Annotated in this window: 15 protein-coding genes; 7 read left to right on the forward strand and 8 right to left on the reverse strand. The window is 70.3% G+C overall.

Annotated features, from left to right (window positions below):
* The 3 genes from uraD to AC07B0_RS29085 form a co-directional block, all read right to left on the reverse strand.
* Positions 1-507: a 2-oxo-4-hydroxy-4-carboxy-5-ureidoimidazoline decarboxylase gene (uraD, locus tag AC07B0_RS29075; RefSeq protein WP_478899234.1), complete on the reverse strand. Its 507-nt coding sequence runs from the start codon at positions 505-507 to the stop codon at positions 1-3.
* A 154-nt stretch (positions 508-661) separates the two neighbouring features.
* A complete protein-coding gene (locus AC07B0_RS29080) occupies positions 662-1,057 on the reverse strand; it encodes a helix-turn-helix domain-containing protein (RefSeq protein ID WP_356876384.1) in 396 nt (131 codons plus the stop codon).
* Positions 1,054-1,305: a thiamine-binding protein gene (locus AC07B0_RS29085; RefSeq protein WP_356876386.1), complete on the reverse strand. Its 252-nt coding sequence runs from the start codon at positions 1,303-1,305 to the stop codon at positions 1,054-1,056. Before AC07B0_RS29085 ends, AC07B0_RS29080 begins: the two co-directional genes overlap by 4 nt.
* 126 nt (positions 1,306-1,431) lie before the next feature.
* Here AC07B0_RS29085 and AC07B0_RS29090 point away from each other — a divergent pair, with 126 nt between their 5' ends.
* The 3 genes from AC07B0_RS29090 (at position 1,432) to AC07B0_RS29100 (ending at position 4,917) form a co-directional block, all read left to right on the forward strand.
* Complete coding sequence (locus tag AC07B0_RS29090) at positions 1,432-2,265, forward strand: TIM barrel protein (protein ID WP_356876388.1); 834 nt, start codon at positions 1,432-1,434, stop codon at positions 2,263-2,265.
* A gap of 75 nt (positions 2,266-2,340) precedes the next feature.
* The gene (locus tag AC07B0_RS29095; protein ID WP_356876390.1) at positions 2,341-3,231 is read left to right on the forward strand and encodes a 2-hydroxy-3-oxopropionate reductase; all 891 of its coding nucleotides are present in this window, start codon (positions 2,341-2,343) and stop codon (positions 3,229-3,231) included.
* A 228-nt stretch (positions 3,232-3,459) separates the two neighbouring features.
* A complete protein-coding gene (locus tag AC07B0_RS29100) occupies positions 3,460-4,917 on the forward strand; it encodes a catalase (RefSeq protein WP_478899273.1) in 1,458 nt (485 codons plus the stop codon).
* A gap of 473 nt (positions 4,918-5,390) precedes the next feature.
* On the opposite strand, the gene AC07B0_RS29105 is transcribed toward AC07B0_RS29100, so the two are convergent.
* Positions 5,391-6,326, reverse strand: coding sequence for a nitrilase-related carbon-nitrogen hydrolase (locus AC07B0_RS29105; protein ID WP_478899236.1), 936 nt, complete (start codon positions 6,324-6,326; stop codon positions 5,391-5,393).
* Positions 6,323-7,384, reverse strand: coding sequence for an agmatine deiminase family protein (locus tag AC07B0_RS29110; protein WP_478899238.1), 1,062 nt, complete (start codon positions 7,382-7,384; stop codon positions 6,323-6,325). Before AC07B0_RS29110 ends, AC07B0_RS29105 begins: the two co-directional genes overlap by 4 nt.
* A gap of 198 nt (positions 7,385-7,582) precedes the next feature.
* Between AC07B0_RS29110 and AC07B0_RS29115 the strand changes: the two genes are divergently transcribed.
* Positions 7,583-8,164, forward strand: coding sequence for a TetR/AcrR family transcriptional regulator (locus AC07B0_RS29115; protein WP_469382333.1), 582 nt, complete (start codon positions 7,583-7,585; stop codon positions 8,162-8,164).
* Positions 8,165-8,412: 248 nt separating this feature from the next.
* Here the strand turns inward: AC07B0_RS29115 and gcl are convergent, their stop codons facing one another.
* Positions 8,413-10,200: a glyoxylate carboligase gene (gene gcl / locus AC07B0_RS29120; protein ID WP_356876398.1), complete on the reverse strand. Its 1,788-nt coding sequence runs from the start codon at positions 10,198-10,200 to the stop codon at positions 8,413-8,415.
* 266 nt (positions 10,201-10,466) lie between these two features.
* On the opposite strand from gcl, the gene AC07B0_RS29125 reads away from it, so the two are divergent.
* Both AC07B0_RS29125 and AC07B0_RS29130 read left to right on the forward strand, forming a co-directional pair.
* Positions 10,467-11,294, forward strand: coding sequence for a hypothetical protein (locus AC07B0_RS29125; RefSeq protein WP_478899239.1), 828 nt, complete (start codon positions 10,467-10,469; stop codon positions 11,292-11,294).
* 47 nt (positions 11,295-11,341) lie between these two features.
* Positions 11,342-11,830 carry a glutathione peroxidase gene (locus AC07B0_RS29130; protein ID WP_356876402.1) on the forward strand — a complete coding sequence of 163 codons (489 nt, stop codon included), beginning with the start codon at positions 11,342-11,344 and terminating at the stop codon, positions 11,828-11,830.
* Positions 11,831-11,854: 24 nt separating this feature from the next.
* On the opposite strand, the gene AC07B0_RS29135 is transcribed toward AC07B0_RS29130, so the two are convergent.
* Both AC07B0_RS29135 and AC07B0_RS29140 read right to left on the reverse strand, forming a co-directional pair.
* On the reverse strand, positions 11,855-13,534 hold the full coding sequence (locus tag AC07B0_RS29135; RefSeq protein WP_469382330.1) for an AMP-binding protein: 1,680 nt from the start codon (positions 13,532-13,534) through the stop codon (positions 11,855-11,857).
* A 45-nt stretch (positions 13,535-13,579) separates the two neighbouring features.
* Positions 13,580-14,716 carry a winged helix DNA-binding domain-containing protein gene (locus AC07B0_RS29140; protein WP_478899241.1) on the reverse strand — a complete coding sequence of 379 codons (1,137 nt, stop codon included), beginning with the start codon at positions 14,714-14,716 and terminating at the stop codon, positions 13,580-13,582.
* 152 nt (positions 14,717-14,868) lie between these two features.
* Between AC07B0_RS29140 and AC07B0_RS29145 the strand changes: the two genes are divergently transcribed.
* Complete coding sequence (locus AC07B0_RS29145) at positions 14,869-16,035, forward strand: magnesium and cobalt transport protein CorA (protein WP_478899243.1); 1,167 nt, start codon at positions 14,869-14,871, stop codon at positions 16,033-16,035.
* Positions 16,036-16,166: the final 131 nt, after the last annotated feature.

A 16,166-nucleotide genomic window follows, 5' to 3' on the forward strand; every position in this document is an offset into this window, starting at 1 on the left:
TCACTCTCCTTCTACGAGTCGGGTCAGGCGGATCTTGTTGATCTTGACGAGCTCGCCGCGGGCGATTTCCCGCTCCTGCTCCGGCGAGTTGTCGATCCGGACCTTGACCGCGTCCCGCATGAACTCACCGGTCGCACCGGTGGCACAGATGAGGAAGACGTGGCCGAACTTCTCCTGGTAGGCCAGGTTCAGTTCGAGGAGCTCGGTCTTGAGCTCCTCCGAGGCACCGGCCATGCCACGCTGCTCGCGGGCGGAGGTCGGGTCCCCCGGCTTCGGCCGGCCGATCGGCGCGTGGCCGCCCATCGCCTCGCCCAGGTCCTCCGCGGTGAGCTCCGCCATGGCGGATTCGTTCGCGGCGAACAGGGCGTCGGCGGTGGCGAAGGGGCGCTGGGCGAGGAGCTTGCCGCCCCACGCCGAGCTGGCGCACACCTCGTGCAGCTCGGCCGTGGCCTCGCTGTCATCCAAGGCGTTGAACCGGGTGAGACCCGGGGTCGGACTCGAAGTCACGGTAGGCCTCCGTGGCCTGTTGTTGCTTAGACGGGCTGCGCATAGCTAACGCCCTCGACAACACGGCGTCAACACTTTGTTGAAACTTCCCGTACACAAAAGCCGCCGCCCGGGTGAATTGGGCGGCGGCTCGTCACCAGCGGTGACTCGTCCTTCACTCTTGGCTGCTCTTCGGCCCTTTCGGGGTGGCGGAATCCCTGTTCAGGTAGTTGTAGACCGTGAAGCGGCTTACACCGAGGGCTCCCGCGACCGTTTCCACGCCGTGCCGGACGGAAAAGGCACCGCGCGCCTCGAGTATCCGCACCACGTCCTGCTTGGACTTCCGGTCCAGCTGGGCCAACGGTACGCCGTGCCGGCGTTCCAGGGCCGCCAGGATGTGGTCCAGCGAGTCGGAGAGCTGGGGCAGCCGCACCGCCAGCAGCTCCTGGCCCTCCCAGGTCAAGACCACGTCGTCCGGCTGCGCCAGGGCCGGATCCATCAGCTCGCCGCCCATCGCGTCCACCAGGGGCTTGACCGCGGCGACGAACGGGTGGTCACGGGGCTCGGTCACGGGGTCTCCTCCCGGATCACGTTCACCTGGAGCGAGACGCGCGTGGCGCCGGCCTCCAGGGAGTCGCGCAGCAGCGCGGCCACCGCGCTCAGCACCCGGTCGGACTCGCCCTCGGCGGTGTTGCCGAACGGGCCGACGTCCACCGCGTCCAGCTGCGCCCTCTGGATGACCTCGCGAGCGGCCACGGCATGGGCGGGGGCCTCTTCGAGGTCGAAGGGCTCGGTCGTGAACTCCACTCTCAATCGCACGCAGGTCAACCTACTGCGCGGTCAGGATTTTTCGAGAGTCCGCACTTGACATCCGCGCGCAAGCCCATGCAGTCTTCCATCAAGCAGAAAATAACTTCCGCAATACGGAAGGAGCGCACACCCCTCATGGGATACACGGACCAGCGCTTCGATGTGAACCTGTCGATCCTCTTCACGGAACTCCCGCTTCTGGAGCGTCCCGCGGCTGCCGCCGCGGCGGGCTTCACGGCGGTCGAGCTGTGGTGGCCCTGGATCGAGACCCCCACCCCCGCTCAAGCGGAACTCGACGCCCTCAAGAAGGCTCTTGAGGACGCCGGCACCCAGCTGGTGGGCCTGAACTTCTACGCCGGACAGCTGCCGGGACCGGACCGCGGTGCGGTCTCGGTACCCGGTGAGGAGTCGGACCGCTTCAACGCCAACATCAACGTCGCGGCGGACTTCGCCGCCTCGGTGGGCTGCAAGGCGCTGAACGCCCTGTACGGCAACCGCGTCGAAGGCGTGGACCCCGCCGTCCAGGACGAGCTCGCCCTGAAGAACCTGGTCGTGGCCGCTCAGGCCGCGGACCGCGTCGGCGCGATCCTCCTGATCGAGACCCTCAACAAGCCCGAGTCGCCGCTCTACCCCCTGGTGAGCGCACCGGCCGGCATCGAGGTCGTGGACAAGGTCAACGAGGCCACCGGCCTCGGGAACGCCAAGTTCCTGCTCGACCTGTACCACCTGGCGATGAACGATGAGGACCTCTCCGAGGTCATCGAAAAGTACGCCGCCAAGACCGGCCACGTCCAGATCGCGGACAAGCCGGGACGCGGTGCCCCCGGCACCGGCGAGCTGCCCCTCGAGGCGCTCCTGGACCAGCTGAAGAAGGCCGGATACGAGGGCTACGTAGGCCTCGAGTACAAGGCGGCCGACGCCGCCGCGTCCTTCGAGTGGCTGCCGGCCGAGGCCCGCGCCGCCCGATAGGCGGACAAAGTCCAGGCGATCAGCCAGGCACCCCCCGCACTTTTCGTACAAAGCATTAAGAGAAGGACCCTCATCATGAGCAACCTCCCCAAGATCGCCTGGATCGGTCTCGGAATCATGGGCTCCCCCATGGCCGAGAACCTCCTGAAGGCCGGCTACTCGGTCACCGGCTTCACCCTGGAGCAGGACAAGCTCGACCGCCTCGCCGCCGCCGGCGGCAGCGCGGCCGGCTCGATCGCCGAGGCCGTCAAGGACGCCGACGTCATCATCACGATGGTGCCCGCCTCCCCGCAGGTCGAGGCCATCTCCTACGGTGAGAACGGCATCCTGGAGAACGCGAAGTCCGGCGCGCTGATCGTCGACATGTCGTCGATCACCCCGCAGACCTCGATCGACCTCGCGAAGAACGCCGCCGAGAAGGGCATCCGCGTCATCGACGCCCCGGTGTCCGGCGGCGAGGCCGGTGCCATCGAGGCCGTCCTGTCGATCATGGTGGGTGGCGAGCAGGCCGACTTCGACGAGGCCCTGCCGGTCCTCCAGGCCCTCGGCAAGACCATCGTCCTGTGCGGTCCGCACGGCTCCGGCCAGACGGTGAAGGCCGCCAACCAGCTCATCGTCGCGGTGAACATCCAGGCCTGCGCCGAGGCCGTCGTCTTCCTCGAGAAGTCGGGCGTGAACCTCACCGCCGCCCTGGACGTCCTCAACGGCGGTCTGGCCGGCTCCACGGTCCTGACCCGCAAGAAGGACAACTTCCTGAACCGCGACTTCAAGCCCGGTTTCCGGATCGACCTGCACCACAAGGACATGGGCATCGTCACCGACGCCGCCCGCAACGTCGGTGCGGCCCTCCCGGTCGGCGCGGTCGTCGCCCAGCTCGTCGCCTCGCTGCGCGCCCAGGGTGACGGCGGTCTGGACCACTCCGCGCTGCTCCGCGCGGTCGAGCGCCTCTCCGGCGCCCAGATCTGATCCGGTTCTGATCCAGATCTGAGTACCCCTCCCCTCACGGGGCCCTGAGTTTCCGGATGGTGCCGGTGCTGACACCTGTCCTGTCGCGCCCAAGCGCCGGCACCGTCCGGATTTCCTCTCCTCAATCTTTGTTCAACAAACTGTTGACGTTTAGTTCTCGCCGAAATTAGGCTGTTCCGCATGACGGAAGACGCTTTCCGTCAGCAGTTACCCGTACGGAAGGTCACCATGTCGAAGCGCACGCTGACGACCGAGTCCGGCGCCCCGGTCGCCGACAATCAGAACTCCGCCACCGCCGGCGTCGGTGGCCCGCTCCTGGTCCAGGACCAGCAGCTCCTCGAGAAGCTTGCCCGGTTCAACCGTGAGCGCATCCCGGAGCGCGTGGTGCACGCCCGCGGCTCGGCGGCGTACGGCCACTTCGAGGTGACCGACGACGTCACCGCGTACACCAGCGCCGCGTTCCTGAACACGGTCGGCAAGAAGACCGAGACCTTCCTGCGGTTCTCCACCGTGGCGGACTCGCTCGGTGGCGCGGACGCGGTCCGCGACCCCCGCGGCTTCGCGCTGAAGTTCTACACCGAAGAGGGCAACTACGACCTCGTCGGCAACAACACCCCGGTGTTCTTCATCAAGGACCCGATCAAGTTCCCCGACTTCATCCACTCCCAGAAGCGCGACCCCTTCACGGGCAAGCAGGAGCCGGACAACGTCTGGGACTTCTGGGCGCACGCCCCCGAGGCGACGCACCAGATCACCTGGCTGATGGGTGACCGCGGCATACCCGCGTCCTACCGCCACATGAACGGCTACGGCTCCCACACCTACCAGTGGACCAACGCCCAGGGCGAGGCCTTCTTCGTCAAGTACCACTTCAAGACGAACCAGGGCATCCGCTGCCTGTCGGGCGAGCAGGCCGCCGAGCTCGTCGGCAAGGACGCGAACTCGCACCAGACCGACCTGCTCCAGGCCATCGAGCGCGGTGTGAACCCGAGCTGGACCCTCTACGTCCAGATCATGCCCGCCGCCGAGGCCGCGGACTACCGCTTCAACCCGTTCGACCTCACCAAGGTGTGGCCGCACAGCGACTACCCGCTGCAGCGCGTGGGCCGTCTGGTCCTCGACCGCAACCCGGACAACGTCTTCGCCGAGGTCGAGCAGTCCGCGTTCTCCCCGAACAACTTCGTCCCGGGCATCACCGCCTCGCCGGACAAGATGCTCCAGGGCCGTCTCTTCGCGTACGCCGACGCCCAGCGCTACCGCCTCGGTGTGAACCACACCCTGCTGCCGGTCAACGCCCCGAAGGCCACCACGGCCGACAACTACGGCCGCGACGGCGTCATGGCGCTGCGCAACGGCTCGCGCCGCGACAAGAACTACGAGCCCAACTCGTACCAGGGTCCGGCCGAGACCGGTCTGGCGCTGGGCGCCCCCAAGGCCGTCTCCGGCTACACGGGCACCCACGAGGCCCCGGCCCACACCAAGGACGACAACTTCTTCCAGGCCGGTGAGCTCTACCGCCTGATGTCGGAGGCCGAGAAGGAGCGTCTGGTGGCGAACATCGCCGGCGGTCTCTCCCAGGTCACCCTGGAAGACGTCATCGAGAAGAACCTGGCTCACTTCCACGCCGCCGACGCCGACTACGGCAAGCGCGTCGAGGAGGCCGTCCGCGCCCTGCGCGACGCCTGAGCCACACAGCTGTACCGGGGGCCTGACGGGAGGTCAGGCCCCGGGTACTGAGCCCGACCCGTGGACCCGGATGAGGGGTGGTACGCGGTGAGGGCCGGACGAGGACCGTGGCGAGCGAGCGAGCCAGTGCGGTGGTAATGGGTTCCGAGGCCCGTCTCTTGACCTGAGGGAGACGACGCCGGAGTTCTCGTCGCCCGCCCGCCACGGTCCCAGCCATCTCCCGCGCATATAGGGGACACGCACAGCGTCCCCTCCGTGCGCGGGACCACCTCCCCCCGACAACTCCGCCCGGCGGTGCGAACGTCCTGTCGCGCCAGCCTCGCTCCGTCGGGCGGTACCAGCCAGAGCGCCGAGTCACGGACGGTCCCGTGACCCGGCGCTTTGTCGTTCCCGGGGCTTTGCCGTTCGGGGGGCTTTGCCGTTCGGGGGGCTTCGTCGTTCCCGCCGTGCGGTGCTCCCGGCGCGGGAGGCCCCTACGCCAGCGGCTCGGTGAGCTGTCCGTAGAGCTCGGGGCGGCGGGTCTGGAGGAGGCCGAACGCCAGCCAGTCGCGGCGCTGGTCGAGGTCGAGGTCGGCGACGAGGACGGCGGGCCGGTCGCGGGGGGCGCGCAGCACGACTCGGCCGTAGGGGTCGGAGATGAAGGACGAGCCGTAGAAGGTGGAACGGCCCTCGGTGCCCACCCGGTTGGGGACGATCATGAAGAGGGCGTTGGCGAGGCCGTTGGCGGTGATGGCGTGTTCCCACATCGGCCGGGTGTCGAAGTCCGGGAGGCCGACCTCGGAGCCGATGGCGGTGGGGTGGACGAGGATCTCGGCGCCGTGCAGGGCGTAGGCGCGGGCGAGTTCGGGGAACCACTCGTCCCAGCAGGTGGGGAAGCCGAAGCGGGCGCCTTCGTGGGAGACGACGGGGAACCCGCTGTCACCGGGGCGGAAGCAGAGGTCCTCGCGGTAGCCGGGGAAGGCCGGGATGTGGTTCTTGCGGGTCCGGGCGATGAGCTTGCCGTCCGGGCCGACGCAGACGGCGGTGTTGTAGCCGAGGCCGCCGTCCTCGGCGCGCTCGTAGAGGGAGGCGTGGACGGTGACGCCGAGGTCCGTGGCGAGCTCGCCGGCCAGCCGGACGGTGGGTCCCGTGTCGAGGTCCTCCAGGTGGCGTGCGGCGCCGTCGGCCATCGGGTCGTCGGTGGTGCAGAAGTAGGGGCTGCGGGTGAGTTCGGGCAGGCAGACCACCGTGGCGCCCTGTGCGGCGGCCAGGGCGACGCCCTCGCGGATCCGGTCGTCGTGCTCGTTCGCGTCGGGGTACCAGCGCGTCTGGACGAGGCCGACGCGCAGCATGCCGCGCTCGGCGGGTTCCGTGCGGGCCGGGGAGCCGAGCGGGGAGCCGTGGGAGGTGAGGAGTGCGTACGGGGTCACGCGCGGGCCTCCTTCGGGAGCTGCTGGGTGATGCAGTGGACACCGCCGCCGCCGTAGGCGAGGACGGGGGCCGGTACGCCGACGACCTTGCGGCCGGGCAGGGCGGCGGCGAGCACGGCGAGCGCCTCCTCGTCGCGCGGGGTGCCGGCGACGGGGACCACGCAGCCGCCGTTGGCGAGGTAGAAGTTCAGGTAGCCGATCTCGATCGGGACGCCCTCCACCTCGCCGCGGGAGGTCTGCGGGACGGCTATGACCTCCAGCCTCCGGCCCCGGGCGTCGGTGGAGGCCTCCAGGACGGCGAGGTTGGCGCGCATCCGGGCGTGGTCGGGGTGGGCGGGGTCGTCGGGGAGGGAGACCACCACCGTGGCGGGGGCGACGAAGGCGGCGACGCCGTCGACGTGCCCGTCGGTCTCGGTGTCCTCCAGGCCGCCGTACGGGAGCCAGATGATCTTCTCGATGCCGAGGCGGCGCTTGAGCTCGTCCTCGATCTCGGCGCGGCTCATGCGGGGGTTGCGGTTGGGGTGCAGGAGGCACTGCTCGGTGGTGATCAGGGTTCCCTCGCCGTCGACGGTCAGGGCGCCGCCTTCGAGGACCATCGAGGAGTGGACGCGGGGGATGCGGAGCCGGTCCAGGAGGAGCGCGGCGAACTTGTCGTCGGCGGTCCAGGGGTGGTGCTTCTCGCCCCAGGCGTTGAAGCGGAAGTCGACGCCGACGCGGGTGCCGTCCGCGGCGTGGGCGAAGATCGGGCCCGAGTCGCGCAGCCAGGAGTCGTCGATGGGCAGTTCGATGACCTCGATGGGGTGAGTGCCGGACGCCTCCTCGCGGCCGGTGGCACCCTCGCCGCCGGGGGCGTCGGCGCCGCATGCGGCCCGGGCCTCGTCGGCCAGGCCGGGGGCGGCGGTCATGAGGACGGGCTCGAAGGCGGAGATGGCGCGGGCGACCGCCGCGTACTCGCGCTTGGCCGCCTCGAAGGCCGGGCCCCACAGTTCGCGGCGGGTCGGCCAGGCCATGAGGCAGGCCTCGTGTTCGGTCCATTCGGCCGGCATGCGCGGGTTCATCGGAGAGCTCCTCGGGTGCGGGTGTGCGGGTGTGCGGGTGTGTGGTCCCGGGCCGTGGTGTGCGGGAGTCTTCCTGACTGAAATTTCAGTCAGAAGGACAGGCGGCTGAAAATCCGGTCAGGGGGCACGGTGGGGACTATCGTGGGTCCTGACTGAAAGGTCAGTCAAGGGGTGAACGACCGAAAGGTGCGAGCAAGAGTGGCCGACCGACAAGCGTTGATCTTGGAAGCAGCCGTACGGGTGATCGCGCGCAACGGGGTCAGAGGCCTGCGCGTCGAGGAGCTCGCGGCCGAGGCGGGGGTCTCCACCGCCCTGATCTACTACCACTTCAAGGATCGCGCCGGCCTGGTCCAGCGGACGCTCGCCTTCATCAGCGACCGCGCCACCGGCTACACCGACGAGGCCCTGGAGGACACCGAGGACGCCCGTGCGGTACTGCTCCAGCTGCTGCTCGGCGAGCTCCAGGAGGTCCCGCGCGTCCGCGAGAACAGCATCGCCTGGGGCGAGCTGCGAGCCAGCGCCATCTTCGACACCGACCTGCGCGAGCCCCTGGCCGAGTCCACCCGCAGCTGGACCCAGGACACCGCCGACGCCGTGGCGGACGCCCAGACGGCCGGCCTGGCCGACCTCCGGGCGGTGCCGCTGGACGCCGCGGAGCGGCTCACCGCCCTGGTGGAGGGGCTCAGCGAGCGCTGGCTGAGCGGCTCCCTGAGCCTGGAACGGGCCCGCACCCTGCTGGAGGGCGCCGTGGACGCGGAACTGGGGCCGCACCCCGGCTAGCGCCGTGACCGGAAATGTCCACCGGGTCGCGACGCCCGGCACGGCACCTCTCCGCGTTGTCGGACCACGGAGGTACGTCCAGTACGAACCGCGGCCCTCCGCCTTGAGATGCACCGCACCGGACGCCGCGACCCGGCACACCTTCCCGGCCACGGCACTAGTGCCGTGACCGGAAAGGTCCGCGGACGCGGGACGGCCCCCGCCCCTCCGGGGGGAGGGACGGGGGCCGTTCGGCGCTGCCGGACCGGTCAGACGGTCAGCGGGAGGATCGCGGTCGGGGCGTGACCCGGCTCGGTCGCGAGCTCTTCGAACTCGGTGACGTCGCTCATGTCGACCGTCTTGCTCATCGCGATGTTGGTGATGCGCTCCAGGATGGCCTCGACGACGACCGGGACCTGGAACTCCTGCGCCAGCTTCTTGGCCTCCTCGAAGGCCTCGCCCAGCTTGTCCGGGTCGGTGACGCGGATGGCCTTGACGCCCAGGCCCTCGGCGACCTTGACGTGGTCGACGCCGTAGACGCCCAGCTCGGGGGTGTTGATGTTCTCGAACTCGAGGTTGACCTCGAAGTTGATGCCCAGGTTGCCCTGCGCCTGACGGATCAGGCCCAGGTAGGCGTTGTTCACGAGGACGTGGACGTAGGGGACCTTGTGCTGGGCGGCGACCGCCAGCTCCTCGATCATGAACTGGAAGTCGTAGTCGCCCGAGAGCGCGACGATCGGGGTCTCCGGGTCCGCGGTGGCGGCACCGATCGCGGCCGGGATGGTCCAGCCGAGGGGGCCGGCCTGGCCGCAGTTGATCCAGTTGCGCGGGCGGTAGACGTGCAGGAACTGCGCGGCCGCGATCTGGGAGAGGCCGATGGTGGTGACGTAGCGGGTCTCCGGGCCGAAGGCCTTGTTCATCTCCTCGTAGACGCGCTGCGGCTTCAGGGGGATGTTGTCGAAGTGCGTACGGCGCTGCAGGGTGGCCTTGCGCTCCTGCGCGGAGGCGGTCCAGGCGGAGAAGTCCGGCAGCTTGCCCTCGGCCTTGAGCTCCTTGGCAACCTCGATGAAGAGCTCCAGCGCGACCTTGGCGTCGGAGGCGATGCCGAAGTCCGGGGCGAAGATCTTGCCGATCTGGGTGGGCTCGATGTCGACGTGGACGAACTTGCGGCCCTTGGTGTAGGCGTCCATGTTGTAGCCGGTGTGGCGGTTGGCCCAGCGGTTGCCGATGCCGAGGACGAAGTCCGACTCCAGGAACGTCGCGTTGCCGTAGCGGTGCGCGGTCTGGACACCGACCATGCCGGCCGCCAGCTCGTGGTCGTCCGGGATGGTGCCCCAGCCCATGAGGGTGGAGATGACGGGGACGTTGATCAGCTCGGCGAACTCGACCAGCAGGTCGGAGGCGTCGGCGTTGATGATGCCGCCACCGGCGACGATCAGCGGACGCTCGGACTCCAGCAGGAACTGGATGGCCTTGGCGGCCTGCGCGCGGGAGGCCTGCGGCTTGTAGACCGGCAGCGGCTGGTAGGTCTCCGGGTCGAACTCGATCTCGGTCAGCTGGACGTCGATCGGGAGGTCGATCAGGACCGGGCCCGGACGGCCGGAGCGCATCAGGTGGAAGGCCTGCTGGAACACGCCGGGGACCTGCGCGGCCTCCAGGACCGTGGTCGCGGCCTTGGTGACGGGCTTGGCGATCGAGGCGATGTCGACGGCCTGGAAGTCCTCCTTGTGGAGCTTCGAGACCGGAGCCTGACCGGTGATGCACAGGATCGGGATGGAGTCGGCGATCGCCGAGTACAGGCCGGTGATCATGTCGGTGCCGGCGGGGCCGGAGGTACCGATGCAGACACCGATGTTCCCCGCCTTGGCACGCGTGTATCCCTCGGCCATGTGCGAGGCGCCCTCGACGTGGCGGGCCAGCGTGTGGCTGATGCCGCCCACGTTCTTGAGCTCCCGGTAGAACGGGTTGATCGCTGCGCCGGGCACGCCGAAGGCTTGCGAAACGCCCTCGAGCTTGAGGATCTCCACTGCAGCGGCGGCGGCTGTCATACGGGGCATCGAGTTCTCCTGCGGGTCCGACGGTCAGGCTTTTCCGTAATCCGGAAGTTTTGTTCTGCTATACGGAACAAGCTAAGCGGCGGCTTCGCGCACGTCAAGGCGGTGGGTCACCCCGGAACCCACCAAAAGCCGCATCTCTTTCGGTGAGTTGCACAAATGGCCGGGTCTTCGGCGCGATTCCGGTGGAATCCGAGGGCTCGCACGCCCCCGTGGTCGCGGGTGGTGGAGCATGGACCCACGCACAGCGACGAGGGGGTCCTTTTCTCATGGCGGAAGCGGTACCGGTGCGCTGCCCGGCGTGCATGCGCGAGAACGGCTACACCAGCCCGGTCTTCCCCTGCGCCTGCGGGAGTCCGGTGACGCCTCCACTGGACCTGTCCTCGCCACCGCTCCCGCTGACGCACCGCACCTGGTCGCAGAGCTGGGTGGCCGTGCGCTGCGGGGCCTGCGGGCGGGAGAGCGAGTGGCCGCACCCGGAGGTCGGGTGCGGCTCGTGCGGGACGGTGGTGCTGCTCCCGGTCCACCCGCCGGAGCAGGCGGAGCCGCAGGGCCCGTCCGGGGCCGGGCCGGGCGCACCGGAGGGCTCGGAGGGCGGCGGGGCGCCGGGTGCGCGGGACGGCGTACGGGCGGACGGGGCCGGTCGGGGTGCCGGGGCTCCGGGGCGGTCCGAGTCGCGTACGAGCGCGTCGGGGCGGACCCCGGTGCCGCGGCCGGCGTTCCGGCCGGTGACCATCCGGACGGCCCGGGACGCGGTGGCGACGGCCGCGCTGTACCTGCGGTGGCTCGGTTTCCAGGACGTGCGCCAGCCGGACGGGCTGCCGATCCCCTCGGCGGCGGTCGACCTGCGGGCGCCGGGGGTGGTCGCGCAGGTGGACCCGACGACGACGCCGGCCGGGCTGCGGGCGGTGGAGTGCGTCTGGCTGAACGGGCTGACGGCCTCCGCGACCAGCGTCTACTTCTCGCTCGCGGGCTACACGGAGGAGGCCCGGACCCGTGCGGACGACCTGGGCATACCGTTGTTCGTGATGGACCTGACCGGCATGCCGCAGCCGGTCAACGACCCGGCGGACGCGCTCGTGGGCACGGGGGCCTAGGCTCGGAGGCTGTTGTTGCCGCCGCCCTGCCTGCTGAGGAGAGCCCTGTGAGCCTGTACGACATCCCGCTGACCACCCTTGACGACGAGCCGACCAGCCTCGCGGCCCACAAGGGCAAGGCGATCCTGCTGGTGAACACCGCCTCGCAGTGCGGGCTCACCCCCCAGTACTCGGGCCTGGCCCGGCTGCAGTTCAAGTACGAGGAGAAGGGGTTCACCGTCATCGGCGTGCCCTGCAACCAGTTCGGCGGCCAGGAGCCGGGCAACGCGGAGGACATCCAGACCTTCTGCGCGGCCGGTTTCGGCGTGACGTTCCCGATGCTGGAGAAGTCCGAGGTCAACGGGGAGAACCGGCACCCGCTGTACCGGGAGCTCGTGAAGACCGCGGACGCCGAGGGCGAGGCGGGGGACATCCAGTGGAACTTCGAGAAGTTCCTGATCTCCCCCGCCGGCGAGGTCGTGGCGCGCTTCCGCCCCCGCACCGAGCCCGAGGCCCCCGAGGTCATCGCCGCGATCGAGGCGCAGCTGCCGGCCTGAGGCCCCCGGCCCGCGTGCGCCCGCTCAGCGCAGGTCGGCCTCGTCGTACTCCTCCGCGGAACCCGCGGCGGTGAGCTCCCGCAGCTCCACCCGGCGGATCTTGCCGGACACGGTCTTGGGGAGCTCGGCGAACTCGATGCGGCGGATCCGCTTGTACGGGGAGAGGACCGCCCGGGAGTGCTCGAAGAGCGCCCGGGCGGTCTCCTTGTCCGGCTCCCAGCCGGCGGCGAGGGTGATGTACGCCTTCGGTACGGAGAGCCGCAGCGCGTCCGGGGCCGGTACGACGGCCGCCTCGGCGACCGCCTCGTGCTCCAGCAGGGCGCTCTCCAGCTCGAACGGGCTGATCTTGTAGTCGGAGGCCTTGAACACGTCGTCGGCGCGTCCGATGTAGGTGAGGTAGCCGTCGGCGTCGCGCGAGGCGATGTCCCCGGTGCGGTAGAGGCCGTCCGCCATGGCTTCGGCGGTGCGCTGCGGGTCGTCGCGGTAGCCGGTCATCACTCCGGCGGGGCGGGGGCGCAGGTCGACGCAGAGCTCGCCCTCGTCGGGGGACTCCTCGCCGGTGACGGGGTCCAGCAGCACGATCGTGTAGCCGGGTGCCGGGCGGCCCATGGAGCCGGGCTTGACGGGGGCGCCGGGGAAGTTGCCGACCTGGAGGGTGGTCTCGGTCTGGCCGAAGCCGTCGCGGATGGTCAGGCCCCAGGCCTGCCGGACCTTCTCGATGACCTCGGGGTTCAGCGGTTCGCCCGCGGCGACGGCTTCGCGCGGGGGCTTGCGCAGCCGGGTGAGGTCGGACTGGATCAGCATGCGCCAGACGGTGGGCGGGGCGCAGAAGGTGGTGACTCCGGCCCGGTCCATTTCGGCCATCAGCCGTTCGGCGTCGAAGCGGGCGTAGTTGTGGACGAAGACGGTGGCGCCGGCGTTCCAGGGGGCGAAGAGGTTGGACCAGGCGTGCTTGGCCCAGCCGGGCGAGGCGATGTTGAGGTGGACGTCGCCGGGTCGCAGGCCGAGCCAGTACATGGTGGACAGGTGCCCGATCGGGTACGAGGCGTGGGTGTGCTCGACCAGCTTGGGGCGGTCGGTGGTGCCCGAGGTGAAGTACAGCATCAGCGGGTCGGTGGCGAGGGTCTCGCCGTCCGGACGGAATTCCCGGGCGGCGCCGCGCAGGTCCTCCAGCCGCCGCCATCCGGTGGGGACGTCCTGTCCTGCCGCGATCCGGGTGTAGGTGCCCGGTACCTCGTCGAACTTCGGGGTGTCCTCGGCGCGGGCGATGACGTGGCGGACCGCGCCGCGCTCGACCCGGTCGCGCAGGTCGGCGGGGCCGAGCAGGGGCGTGGCGGGGATGACGACGGCGCGCAGTTTCATCGCGGCGAGCATCACCTCCCACAGCTCGGCCTGGTTGCCGAGCATGACCAGGATCCGGTCGCCGGCGTCCACGCCCTGGGCGCGGAGCCAGTTCGCGGCCGCGGCGGAGCGGCCGCTGAGGTCCTCGAAGGAGATGCTGCGGCCGGCGCCGTCCTCCTCGACGATGCGCAGCGCGTCGGCGTCGTTTCCGGCCGCGATGCGGTCGAACCAGTCGAGGGCCCAGTTGAAGCGGTCGGGGCGGGGCCAGGTGAATCCGGTGTGGGCGGCGTCGTAGTCCCCGCGGCGCGCGAGGAGGAAGTCCCGTGCGGCGAGGAAGCTGTCGGTGGCGCTGTTCTCCGTCATGAGAGGCATCGTGCCGCGCCGGGTGCGGGGTCCACCAGGGCGGCGTCAGCCGTGGATTGACCCGAAGCGCACGGATCCGGGTCCGCCGGCCATCCCGGTGAGCAGGGTCCGTCCTTCGGCCTCGATCTCTTCCTTCCGTGCGCGGGACTGCGTACCGAACAGCTCGACGGTGAGGACGGGGTCCGGGCCCGTGCCGTCGAGGCGCCACAGTCCGGCGAGGAAGCCGTCGACCAGGAGGGTGCAGTGGGCCTGGTTGCCGGTCCAGGTGCGGCCCTTGATCTCGGGGGCGACGACGCGGGACCGGTCGGCGTGGGAGAGCAGCAGGTTGTCGAACTCGGGCAGGAAGCGGGGCGGGGCGGGGGTGTCGGGGTCGGGGCGGGGTGCGTCGGGGAGGTCGAACAGTTCGGTGCCGTTCTCGTCCCGGAAGGTGAGCAGGCGCGGCCGGAGCCGTTCGAAGGCTTCCCGCAGCCGGGTGAGGCCGGCCCAGGTCTGCATGTCCTTGACGGATGCCGGACCGAAGGCGCCGAGGTAGCGCAGCACGACGTCGTCGATCTGCTGCGCCGGGCCGGGGCTCTCGCAGATCCACTGTTCGGCGGTGGTGAGCCGGACCTGCCCGCTGCGGCCCCACACGCCGCGCGGGGTGACCTGGACGAGCGGGAGCAGGCAGCGGGCGGCGACCGACAGGGACTGCGGGTCGGCGGCGGGCCAGTGGGTGAGGAGCTCCTCGCGGATCTCGGCCATGGTGCGGGGCCCGGCCTCGACGAAGTCCTGGGCGCGTGCGCGGAGCAGGTCCAGGTCCACGCCCACGAGGCCCTTGCGGAAGTAGGCGACCTCCCGGTCGCGGGCGGGCTGGACGAGCGGGCGGAGGGTGAGGGCGTCGTCCGCGGTGTGGGTATGGATGGTGGAGCGCATGGTGACCATACGGACCACCTGGCGGGACTCCATGAGCCCGGCGAGCTCCTCGGGCCGGAATCCGGCGAGGCGGGCGTGGAGCTGGAAGTAGGGGGGCTTGACGTTCTGGGCCTGGAGCCCGAGGAGGTGGGCGACGGCGTCCCGCGCGGACATCTCGGCGCGGCTCAGCAGCAGCTGGCGGGCGAGGGTGGCACGGTTCAGCGCACGGGTGCCGAGCACGGGGGTGGTCGTCGCGCTCTCGCCGGTCGGGTTCTTCGTCCTGGAGGCCATGACAGCAAGCTATCCGCCCTTGCGGACGACTTCTGTCCGCAACTCGAACGGACGGGTGGCGGGGAGGCGGCCCTCGCGGCCCCCCGCATCCGGTTCGCCCTATATCCTGCCCCTTGCCCGTAAACGTACGTTCGACCGGGAGCTGACCTGCGATGCCGGAGCGCCCAGACCGCCGCCCCTCCCCGCCCGCGAAGCGCCCGGGCCGGCTCCGCCCGTCGGCACCCGGTACCACTCCCCCGGCCGCCGCGCCTCCGGCCGCCGCCGGCCCCTCCCCCGCCGCCACGGTCCCCCCGGACCACCGCAGCCTGATCGACTCCGCCGTCTACCGCGACGGCCTGCGCGTCGCCTCGCCCACCACCCTCGCCGACACCTTCCGCCGGCTCCGGGAACAGCCGGACGGCATGGCCTGGATCGGCCTGCACCGCCCCACCGAGACGGAACTCCACTCCCTCGCCAGCGAGTTCAACCTCCACGAACTCGCCGTCGAGGACGCCCTGGAAGCCCACCAGCGCCCCAAACTGGAGCGCTACGGCGACACCCTGTTCGTGGTCCTGCGCGCGGCCCGCTACCTGGACGCCCTGGAGGAGGTGGACTTCGGCGAGCTGCACGTCTTCGTCGGCCCGGACTTCCTGATCACCGTCCGCCACGGGGGCGCCCCCGACCTCTCCTCCGTCCGCCGCCGCATGGAGGAGAACCCCGAACTCCTCTCCCTCGGCCCGGAGGCCGCCCTGTACGCGATCCTCGACGCGGTGGTCGACGGCTACGCACCCGTCGTCGCGGGCGTCCAGACCGACATCGACGAGATCGAGACCGAGGTCTTCCGCGGCGACCCCGAGGTCTCGCGCCGCATCTACGAACTCTCCCGCGAGATGGTCGAGTTCCAGCGCGCCACCCGCCCCCTGGTCGGCATGCTCCACGGCCTGATGGCCGGCTTCGCCAAGTACGGCACCGACGAGGAACTCCAGCGCTACCTCCGCGACGTCGCCGACCACGTCACCCACACCAGCGAACGCGTCGACGGCTTCCGCCAGGCCCTCACCGAAATCCTCACGGTCAACGCCACCCTGGTCTCCCAGCAACAGAACGCGGAAATGCGCGCCCTGGCCGAAGCGGGCTTCGAACAGAACGAGGAGATCAAGAAGATCTCCTCGTGGGCGGCCATCCTCTTTGCACCCACGTTGGTGGGAACGATCTACGGGATGAACTTCGAGACCATGCCAGAACTGCACTGGGCGGCGGGCTACCCCTTCGCAATCCTGCTGATGGCGGTGGTCTGCACGAGCCTGTACGTGATCTTCAAGAAGCGCGACTGGCTGTAGACCACACAGTAGCACCATTGATCAACTTAGCTCCTGCGGACGCCGAGAAGTGGCCTGCAGGACCCCCTGGGGAGAATCTGGGGAGAATCCGCAGCCCGCCCATGCCGGGCGCTCCCCCGCACCTTGGGGCT

The organism is Streptomyces sp. NPDC044704 (genome assembly GCF_056433525.1).

Excerpts from the sequence above, each read along its gene's own strand:
- AC07B0_RS29095 (WP_356876390.1), top strand. The coding sequence starts at position 2,341 with ATGAGCAACCTCCCCAAGATCGCCTGGATCGGTCTCGGAATCATGGGC.
- gcl (WP_356876398.1), bottom strand. The coding sequence starts at position 10,200 with ATGCCCCGTATGACAGCCGCCGCCGCTGCAGTGGAGATCCTCAAGCTC.
- AC07B0_RS29145 (WP_478899243.1), top strand. The coding sequence starts at position 14,869 with ATGCCGGAGCGCCCAGACCGCCGCCCCTCCCCGCCCGCGAAGCGCCCG.
- AC07B0_RS29090 (WP_356876388.1), top strand. The coding sequence starts at position 1,432 with ATGGGATACACGGACCAGCGCTTCGATGTGAACCTGTCGATCCTCTTC.
- AC07B0_RS29140 (WP_478899241.1), bottom strand. The coding sequence starts at position 14,716 with ATGGCCTCCAGGACGAAGAACCCGACCGGCGAGAGCGCGACGACCACC.
- AC07B0_RS29125 (WP_478899239.1), top strand. The coding sequence starts at position 10,467 with ATGGCGGAAGCGGTACCGGTGCGCTGCCCGGCGTGCATGCGCGAGAAC.
- AC07B0_RS29135 (WP_469382330.1), bottom strand. The coding sequence starts at position 13,534 with ATGACGGAGAACAGCGCCACCGACAGCTTCCTCGCCGCACGGGACTTC.
- AC07B0_RS29100 (WP_478899273.1), top strand. The coding sequence starts at position 3,460 with ATGTCGAAGCGCACGCTGACGACCGAGTCCGGCGCCCCGGTCGCCGAC.
- AC07B0_RS29110 (WP_478899238.1), bottom strand. The coding sequence starts at position 7,384 with ATGAACCCGCGCATGCCGGCCGAATGGACCGAACACGAGGCCTGCCTC.